This is a genomic window from Arthrobacter sp. R4, assembly GCF_051365025.1.
Classification (GTDB): domain Bacteria; phylum Actinomycetota; class Actinomycetes; order Actinomycetales; family Micrococcaceae; genus Arthrobacter.
Window position 1 is genome coordinate 64,683 of record NZ_JBLWIJ010000039.1, and the last position, 8,218, is coordinate 72,900.

Annotated in this window: 7 protein-coding genes; 6 read left to right on the forward strand and 1 reads right to left on the reverse strand. The window is 66.8% G+C overall.

Features of this window, described 5'->3' with window-relative positions; all coding sequences use genetic code 11:
* The first annotated feature begins 48 nt into the window (after positions 1–48).
* From gcl to bcp (ACLKOZ_RS20730), 6 genes are all read left to right on the forward strand, one after another.
* Positions 49–1,839, forward strand: a complete 1,791-nt coding sequence (gene gcl, locus ACLKOZ_RS20705; protein WP_436477936.1) for a glyoxylate carboligase — start codon at positions 49–51, stop codon at positions 1,837–1,839.
* 1 nt (position 1,840) lies between these two features.
* Positions 1,841–3,037: a glycerate kinase gene (locus ACLKOZ_RS20710; protein WP_436477938.1), complete on the forward strand. Its 1,197-nt coding sequence runs from the start codon at positions 1,841–1,843 to the stop codon at positions 3,035–3,037.
* Entirely contained in the window at positions 3,030–4,373 is a 1,344-nt protein-coding gene (gene allB, locus ACLKOZ_RS20715) for an allantoinase AllB (protein ID WP_436477940.1), read from the forward strand. The genes ACLKOZ_RS20710 and allB overlap by 8 nt, the downstream gene beginning before the upstream one ends.
* Before the next feature lie 11 nt (positions 4,374–4,384).
* Entirely contained in the window at positions 4,385–5,137 is a 753-nt protein-coding gene (locus tag ACLKOZ_RS20720) for a winged helix-turn-helix domain-containing protein (protein ID WP_436477942.1), read from the forward strand.
* Positions 5,138–5,180: 43 nt separating this feature from the next.
* Complete coding sequence (gene bcp, locus ACLKOZ_RS20725; protein WP_436477950.1) at positions 5,181–5,684, forward strand: thioredoxin-dependent thiol peroxidase; 504 nt, start codon at positions 5,181–5,183, stop codon at positions 5,682–5,684.
* A 239-nt stretch (positions 5,685–5,923) separates the two neighbouring features.
* A complete protein-coding gene (bcp, locus tag ACLKOZ_RS20730; protein WP_337349043.1) occupies positions 5,924–6,403 on the forward strand; it encodes a thioredoxin-dependent thiol peroxidase in 480 nt (159 codons plus the stop codon).
* A 405-nt stretch (positions 6,404–6,808) separates the two neighbouring features.
* Here the strand turns inward: bcp (ACLKOZ_RS20730) and ACLKOZ_RS20735 are convergent.
* Positions 6,809–8,218, reverse strand: a 1,410-nt coding sequence (locus tag ACLKOZ_RS20735) for a CoA-acylating methylmalonate-semialdehyde dehydrogenase (RefSeq protein WP_436477944.1), incomplete at its 5' end; no start/stop codon positions are given.

The following is an 8,218-nucleotide window of genomic DNA, read 5'->3' on the forward strand; positions in this document are numbered from 1 at the left end:
ACCCCAAAACAGCCCCAAAGGGCCCCAAAGTTTCCCAAGGAGCACACCATGAGCAAGATGCGTACCGTTGATGCAGCGGTTGCCATCCTGGAAAAGGAAGGCGCCATCGAGGCGTTCGGCCTGCCAGGCGCGGCAATCAACCCCTTCTATTCCGCCATGCGCGTCCACGGCGGCATCCGCCACACCCTGGCCCGCCACGTCGAAGGCGCCAGCCACATGGCCGACGGGTACTCCCGGGCCAAGGACGGCAACATCGGCATCTGTATCGGCACCTCCGGGCCCGCCGGCACCGACATGATCACCGGGCTTTACGCCGCCTGGGCCGACTCCATCCCCATGCTCTGCATCACCGGCCAGGCCCCCGTGGCCAAGCTGCACAAGGAAGACTTCCAGGCCGTTGACATCGAGTCCATCGCCAAGCCCGTCACCAAAATGGCCATGACCATCCTGGAGCCCGGCCAGGTCCCCGGCGCCTTCCAGAAGGCCTTCCAGCTGATGCGCTCCGGCCGTCCGGGACCGGTGCTGCTGGACCTGCCCATCGACGTGCAGCTGGCCGAGATCGAATTCGACATCGACACCTACGAGCCGCTGCCCATCGAAAAGCCCAAGGCGAGCCGCAAGCAGCTGGAAAAGGCCCTGGACATGCTGACAGCCGGCGAGCGCCCGCTGATCGTGGCCGGCGGAGGCATCATCAACGCCGGTGCGTCCGCACAGCTGGTGGAGCTGGCCGAGATCCTGAACGTCCCTGTGATTCCCACCCTGATGGGGTGGGGCTCCATCGCCGATGACCACCCGCTGATGGCCGGAATGGTGGGCCTGCAGACCTCGCACCGCTACGGCAACGAGAACTACCTGCGCAGCGACTTCGTGATCGGGATCGGCAACCGCTGGGCCAACCGCCACACCGGCGGCCTGGACACCTACACGGCAGGCCGCAAGTTCGTGCACATCGACATCGAGCCCACCCAGATCGGTCGTGTGTTCTCGCCGGACCTGGGCATCGCGTCCGACGCCGGTGCGGCGCTGTCCGGGCTGATCGACCTCGCCCGCGAGCGTCGCGCGGCTAACTCGCTGCCGGACTACTCGAGCTGGGTCGCCGAATGCGCCGAGCGCAAGGCGTCCCTGCACCGCAAGACGCACTTCGAAAACATCCCCATCAAGCCGCAGCGCGTGTATGAGGAGATGAACAAGTCCTTCGGCCGCGACACCATCTACGTGTCCACCATCGGCCTGTCCCAGATCGCCGGCGCGCAGATGCTGCACGTTTTCGGACCCCGCAAGTGGATCAACGCCGGCCAGGCAGGTCCACTGGGCTGGACCGCCCCCGCTGCCCTCGGCGTCGTTCGCGGCAAGCCGGACGAGACCGTGGTTGCCCTGTCCGGCGACTACGACTTCCAGTTCATGATCGAGGAACTGGCCGTAGGCGCGCAGTTCAACCTGCCGTACATCCACGTGGTGGTGAACAACTCCTACCTGGGCCTGATCCGGCAGTCGCAGCGCGGTTTCAACATGGAGCAGAACGTGTCCCTGGCGTTCGATAACGTCAACAGCGCGGACTTGTCCGAAAACGCACGCGGGTACGGTGTGGACCACCTCAAGGTGGCCGAAGGCCTGGGCTGCAAGGCCGTCCGGGTGGAGGACCCCAACGACCTCGCTGCCGCGTTCGACAAGGCCAAGGCCCTCATGGGCGAGTTCCAGGTGCCCGTGGTGGTGGAAGTGATCCTTGAAAAGATCACCAACATCTCCATGGGCGTGGAAATCAACGCCGTGAACGAGTTCGAGGAACTGGCCGAGTCCGCTGCGGACGCCCCCACCGCCACCCTGGCGCTGCAGGCCTAACATGCGGATCGTGATTGCGCCGGACAAGTTCAAGGGATCGTTGTCGGCCCCGGACGTCTGCAGGTACCTGGAAAGGGGCCTGCAGGCGGCCGCCGGCAATAACCTGGATATCCTCCGGATTCCCGTGGCCGACGGCGGCGAAGGCACTCTCGATGCCGCCGTCGGCTCCGGCTTCACCCGCCAGAGTGCCACGGTCAGCGGCCCCACCGGCCAGCCGGTCGAGGCGGACTTTGCCGTCCGCGGCCACGAAGCCGTCATCGAAATGGCAGCGGCCTCGGGCCTGGCCCTCGTCCCGCAAGTGGCCAGCGGCGGGCAGCCGGATTCAGCCAGTGCCACCACAGCTACCAGCGTGGGCACCGGCCAGCTGATCCGCGCGGCGCTGGACGCCGGCTGCCGCAGAATCGTGCTGGGCGTCGGGGGCAGCGCGAATACCGACGGCGGTGCCGGGCTCCTGCAGGGACTCGGCGCCAGGTTCCTGGACGCCACGGGCAACGAACTGCCCGCCGGCGGTGCCGCGCTGGCCAACCTGCACAGCATCGACTTCACCGGGTTTGAACCGCGCCTGGTGGAAACACGCTTTGTGCTGGCGTCCGACGTCGACAACCCCCTGCTGGGCCCCCAGGGCGCCGCGGCGGTTTTCGGCCCGCAAAAGGGCGCCACACCACAGGATGTCGAACTGCTCGACACCGCCCTGGCCAGGTTTGTCGAAGTCCTGGCCAGGGAAATCGGATTCCGCGCCGAGCGCGCGGCCGAGGCACCCGGCGCCGGGGCAGCCGGCGGTGTGGGCTACGCGGCTATCGCGGTCCTTGCGGCTTCGCGACGGCCGGGCATCGACGTCGTCCTTGAATTCACCCAGCTGGCCCATCGCATTGCGGGGGCAGACCTGGTGATTACCGGCGAAGGCAGCCTGGACGAACAAAGCCTGCTGGGTAAGACGCCCATGGGCGTGGCCCGGGCTGCAGCCGCTGCCGGGATTCCGGCGGTGGCCGTCTGCGGCCGCACCACCCTTTCTCCGGACCAGCAGCAGGATTCGGGATTCCGGCAGGTCTACCCACTGACCGCCCTGGAACCCAAGGTAGATATATGTATAGCTGAAGCAGGGTCCCTGCTTGAACAATTGGGAAAGAACATCCTCCAGGAGCTGGCCAACCCGACCCCTGCGGATGGCATCGGCACAAAGGAGCCCCTGAATGTCTGAAGAACGCTTTGACCTGGTCATCCGTGGGCAGCGCATCCTGACCACCGCCGGCATCGCGCCCCGCGAGGTGGGCGTGCGCGGCGGCAAAATCGTTGCGATCGAACCGCTCGGCAACGGCCTCGCGGGCGCCGAAGTGGTGGAACTGGCCGACGACGAGACCCTGCTCCCCGGCCTGGTGGACACCCACGTCCACGTCAACGAGCCCGGCCGCACCGAGTGGGAGGGGTTCGCGTCCGCCACCCGGGCAGCCGCTGCGGGCGGCGTCACCACCATCATCGACATGCCACTGAACTCCATCCCGCCCACCACCAACGTGGACGGCCTCAAGCTCAAGCGCGAGGTGGCGGAGGACCAGGCGTTCGTGGACGTCGGGTTCTGGGGCGGCGCCATCCCCGGCAACAAGGCTGACCTCCGCCCGCTGCACGACGAGGGCGTGTTCGGGTTCAAGTGCTTCCTGCTGCACTCCGGCGTGGACGAATTCCCGCACCTGGATGCCGACGAGATGGAGGAGGACATGGCCGAGCTCAAGTCCTTCGACTCGCTGATGATCGTGCACGCCGAAGACTCCCACGCGATCGACCACGCGCCCCACCCCGGCGGCGACCAGTACTCCACGTTCCTGGCCTCCCGGCCGCGCGGCGCCGAGAACAAGGCCATCGCCGAGGTCATCGAGCGGGCCCGCTGGACCGGCGCCCGCGCGCATATCCTGCACCTCTCGTCATCGGACGCGCTGCCCATGATCGCTTCGGCAAAACGCGACGGCGTCCACCTCACCGTGGAGACCTGCCCGCACTACCTGACACTGATGGCCGAGGAGATCCCCAACGGAGCCACCGCGTACAAGTGCTGCCCGCCCATCCGCGAGGCGTCCAACCGCGAGCTGCTCTGGAAGGGCCTGGAGGACGGCACCATCGACTGCATCGTCTCAGACCATTCCCCCTCCACCCTGGATCTCAAGGACCTCGAAAACGGCGACTTTGCCGTGGCCTGGGGCGGCGTTTCCTCGCTGCAGCTGGGCCTGCCCCTGATCTGGACCGAAGCCCGGCACCGCGGCATCCCGCTGGAGCAGGTGGTGTCCTGGATGGCCGAGAAGCCGGCCGCCCTGGCCCGCCTCTCCAACAAGGGCCAGCTCGCCCTCGGGTATGACGCCGACTTCGCCGTCTTCGCCCCGGACGAGGCCTTCGTGGTGGACGTCTCCAAGCTCAAGCACAAGAACCCCATTACCCCGTACGACGGCAAGGCGCTCTCCGGCGTGGTCCGCAGGACCTTCCTCCGCGGGACCGTTGTGGACGGCCAGACGCCAACGGGCAAGCTGATCCGCCGCGGCGGGGTCTAAGGCCCGCATCCATGGCTGTCCAAGTACATTCCCCCCGGGGCATATGTGGGCGGCCGGACCTCCAGACCGATCCGCCCCCGGACCGCGGCCAGTCCGCGCTGGCCGCGAGAGGCCTGGCCGTCTGGGTCAGCCCGGAGCCGGGGACGACGATCGCCCCCGACGTCCTTGCCCGCGCCGCCCGGCTGCTGCTGGAGCGTGCCCTGAAGTTTGCTCCGGAGGCGGAAGTCCACTGGCCTGCCGCCGGGGCTGCCACGTCCGCCGTCGGGACTTCTCCGGCCGGAACGCTCCCTGGGGAGGGGGCACCGGCCGGACCCGACGGCGGCACTCCCGCGCCGTCGTCGTCCATCTCGGAGGACTCCCCGCACACGGACGACGACGGCGCCTCCTTCCCTGCCCCTGCTGCCCTTCCTGCGGTTGGCCTTCCACCTGCGGTGGGACCGGTCAGCCGCGTGGCTGTTGACCTCGCCACGGACCAGGTACTGCTGGACGGCCGTCCGGTGAACCTCACGGGCGTGGAATTCAAGGTCCTCCGCTACCTTGTGGAGAACTGTTCCCGCGCCATCGGACGTGAGGAGTTGCAGCACTTCCTCGAATCGTTTGAAAGTCCCGGGGCATCGGCCCGCTCCATCGATGTGTATGTGGGGCGCGTGCGCCGGAAGCTGGGCAACGCCCGGCACGCAGTGGCCACGGTCCGGGGCGGCGGGTACCAGTTCGTCCCCGGCGCTTGCGCCACCGTACGCGGCCCGGCCGAATACTCCATCTGAGACCAATCCAAGGAGCACCATGACCATGATCGAGCAGGCCGCCATGGCCGCCACGCATCCAGCACACCCCGGTACGGCCCTCACCGGCCGGCTACAGCCCGGTGCCCCGGCCCCGGACTTCACCTTGCCAGATGCCGCCGGACAGGCCGTGTCCCTTGCGGACTACCGTGGCAAGAACGTGATCGTCTACTTCTACCCGAAGGCTGCCACCCCAGGTTGCACCACCGAGGCCTGCGACTTCCGCGACAACCTGGCCTCACTGCAAGGCTCCGGCTACGAGGTCATCGGCATTTCGCCGGACAGCCCCGCAGCGCTGGCCGAATTCACCGGGGACTTCGCGCTGAACTTCCCGTTGCTCTCGGACCAGGACAACGCCGTCGCACTGGCCTACGGCGCCTGGGGCGAGAAGGTCCTCAACGGTGAAATTACGGAGGGCGTGCTGCGCTCTACCGTGGTTATTGATGCTGAGGGCGCTGTGGTGCTGGCCCGCTACCATGTGGACGCGCAGGGTCACGTCGCCGCGCTCCGCGACGAGCTGGGACTCTAGCCCCAACGCTCTCTCACTACCTGCAAGGAAAGCGCCCAACGCTGGCATCTCCCGCGTGTCACGCCAGCAGGCTTTTGGTAGGCGAACGACGGCGTTGGCCCGGCCGGTCTAGGCGCTACACGGCGGTCATCGATCTGGCCAGCGGAATACAGCATGTGACGCCGGAGTTGTTCCTTGTGCGGGAAAGCCGCTTCACTTGTTGTTTGCCTGTAATTGACAGAGTCTGCCAAAGGAATGCCATGAGCCACACCCTGACCACCAAGCTTCAGCCCGGTACGCAGGCCCCTGACTTCACCCTCCAGGACGCCAAGGGCCGCCAGACTGCCCTCGCCGATTACCGTGGCAAGAACGTCATCGTCTACTTCTACCCCAAAGCAGCCACCCCCGGCTGCACCACCGAGGCCTGCGACTTCCGAGACAGCCTCGCCTCCCTTCAGGGCAAAGGCTACGAGGTCATCGGGATCTCCCCCGACGCCCCAGAGGCCCTGGCCGGCTTCACCGGCGATTTCGCCCTGACCTTCCCGCTGCTCTCGGACGAGGACCACGCTGTTGCCTTGGCTTACGGCGCCTGGGGCGAGAAGCTGGTCAACGGCGAAATCACTGAAGGCATCGTCCGTTCCACCGTGGTCCTGGACCCCGAGGGCAAGGTCACCCTGGCGCAGTACCAGGTGAAGGCCGACGGCCACGTGGCTGCGCTGAAGGAAGCCCTGGGCGTCTAGCCCTTCCGCCGTCAGGAACGCTCGCGCAGGTCCTGCACCTTTTCACCGAAAGCTCTCGCAGATCCTGCGGGGGCTTTCGGCGTTAAGGTGATCAAATCCTGTTTAGGTCCGTGCACAGTGTCCAGTGTGTGGCCCGGCCATCAACCGCGGGCATCACGTCGCCCCGGGAGATAAATCTCGGTGTGAGGGATTCATCCGCAAGCCACCAGCCGGTCTGCGGGCAGTGATGCCCGGTTGGGGCCGCCGTGCGGGCGCGAAAACCGGACAGCGTGGCCAGCGATCTTTTCTTCATGTTGTTCCTTCCAGAGTGATGGCTACTGCGAGAGTGATGGTCGTTCTCTTCGGTTGCTCCGCAAGGGCCCTTTTGGACGTTCAAAACGGCGGTTAGGGAGCAATCGATCGTGGTTAGTTGGAGGGGAAGTTGTAGGAGGCGCCGGAGGCGTGGGTCGGCTCGGGCCAGCGGGAGGTGATGACCTTGCCGCGGGTATAGAAGGACACGCCTTCGGGGCCGTAGATGTGTTTGTCGCCGAAGAGGGAGGCTTTCCAGCCGCCGAAGGAGTGGTACGCCACCGGAACAGGCAGCGGCACGTTAATGCCGATCATGCCCACGGTCACGGAACGCTGGAACGTCCGGGCTGCAGCGCCGGAGGAAGTAAAGATCGCGGTGCCGTTCCCGTACGGGTTGGCGTTGATCAGCGTGATGCCGTCTTCGAGGGTGTCGACGCGGACCACCACGAGGACGGGCCCGAAGATCTCCTCCTGGTAAGCGGTCATCCCGGTCTTCACGTGATCGAGCACGGTGGGGCCGACCCAGAAGCCGTCCTCATGTCCGGGGACCACGAGGTCCCGGCCGTCCACCACCATCGCAGCTCCCGCGGCTTCTGCCTCGGTGACGATCCGGACAATCCTGTCCTTGGAGGCCGGGGTGATGACCGGGCCCATTTCCGCGCCCGGCGCGGTGCCGTTATCCACCTTCACGGCCAGGGCACGCTCTTGGACCTTCTTGACCAGCAGGTCCGCGGCGTCCCCGACCGCGACCGCCACGGAGATCGCCATGCACCGCTCCCCCGCGGAGCCGAACGCGGCGGCGGCGAGGTGGTCCGCGGCGTTGTCCAAATCGGCGTCGGGCAGGATGATCGCGTGGTTCTTCGCCCCGCCGAGGGCCTGGACCCGTTTGCCGTGCTTGGTGGCGGTTTCGTGGACGTATTGGGCGATCGGGGTGGACCCGACGAAGGAGATGCCGTCCACATCCGGGTGGGTCAGGAGCCCGTCCACGGTCTCCTTGCCGCCGTGCAGGACCTGGAACACACCATCAGGCAGCCCGGCCTGCTTCCAGAGCCTGGCCAGCAGCATCGAGGCAGACGGGTCACGCTCGGAGGGCTTGAGGATGAACGCGTTACCCGTAGCGATCGCCATCGGCGCCATCCACAACGGCACCATCACCGGGAAGTTGAACGGCGTGATCCCCGCGACCACACCGAGCGGCTCACGGAAAGAGAACACATCGATGCCCGTGGAAACCTGGTCCGAGTAATCGCCCTTAAGCAGGGTCGGGATCCCGCAGGCGTATTCGATGACTTCCAGGCCGCGGCCGATCTCACCCTTCGCATCCGAAAGGACCTTCCCGTGCTCTGCGGTAATCAGCTCAGCCAGCTCATCCACGTGCGCCGCGACCAGTTCACGGAACTTGAACAGCACCGCGGTCCGCTTCGCCAACGAAATGTCACCCCAGGTATCGGCGGCGGCGCGGGCAGCGGCCACCGTGGCGTCCAGGTCCGCCCGGCTCGCCAGCCGCAACTCCCCGGACACGGCACC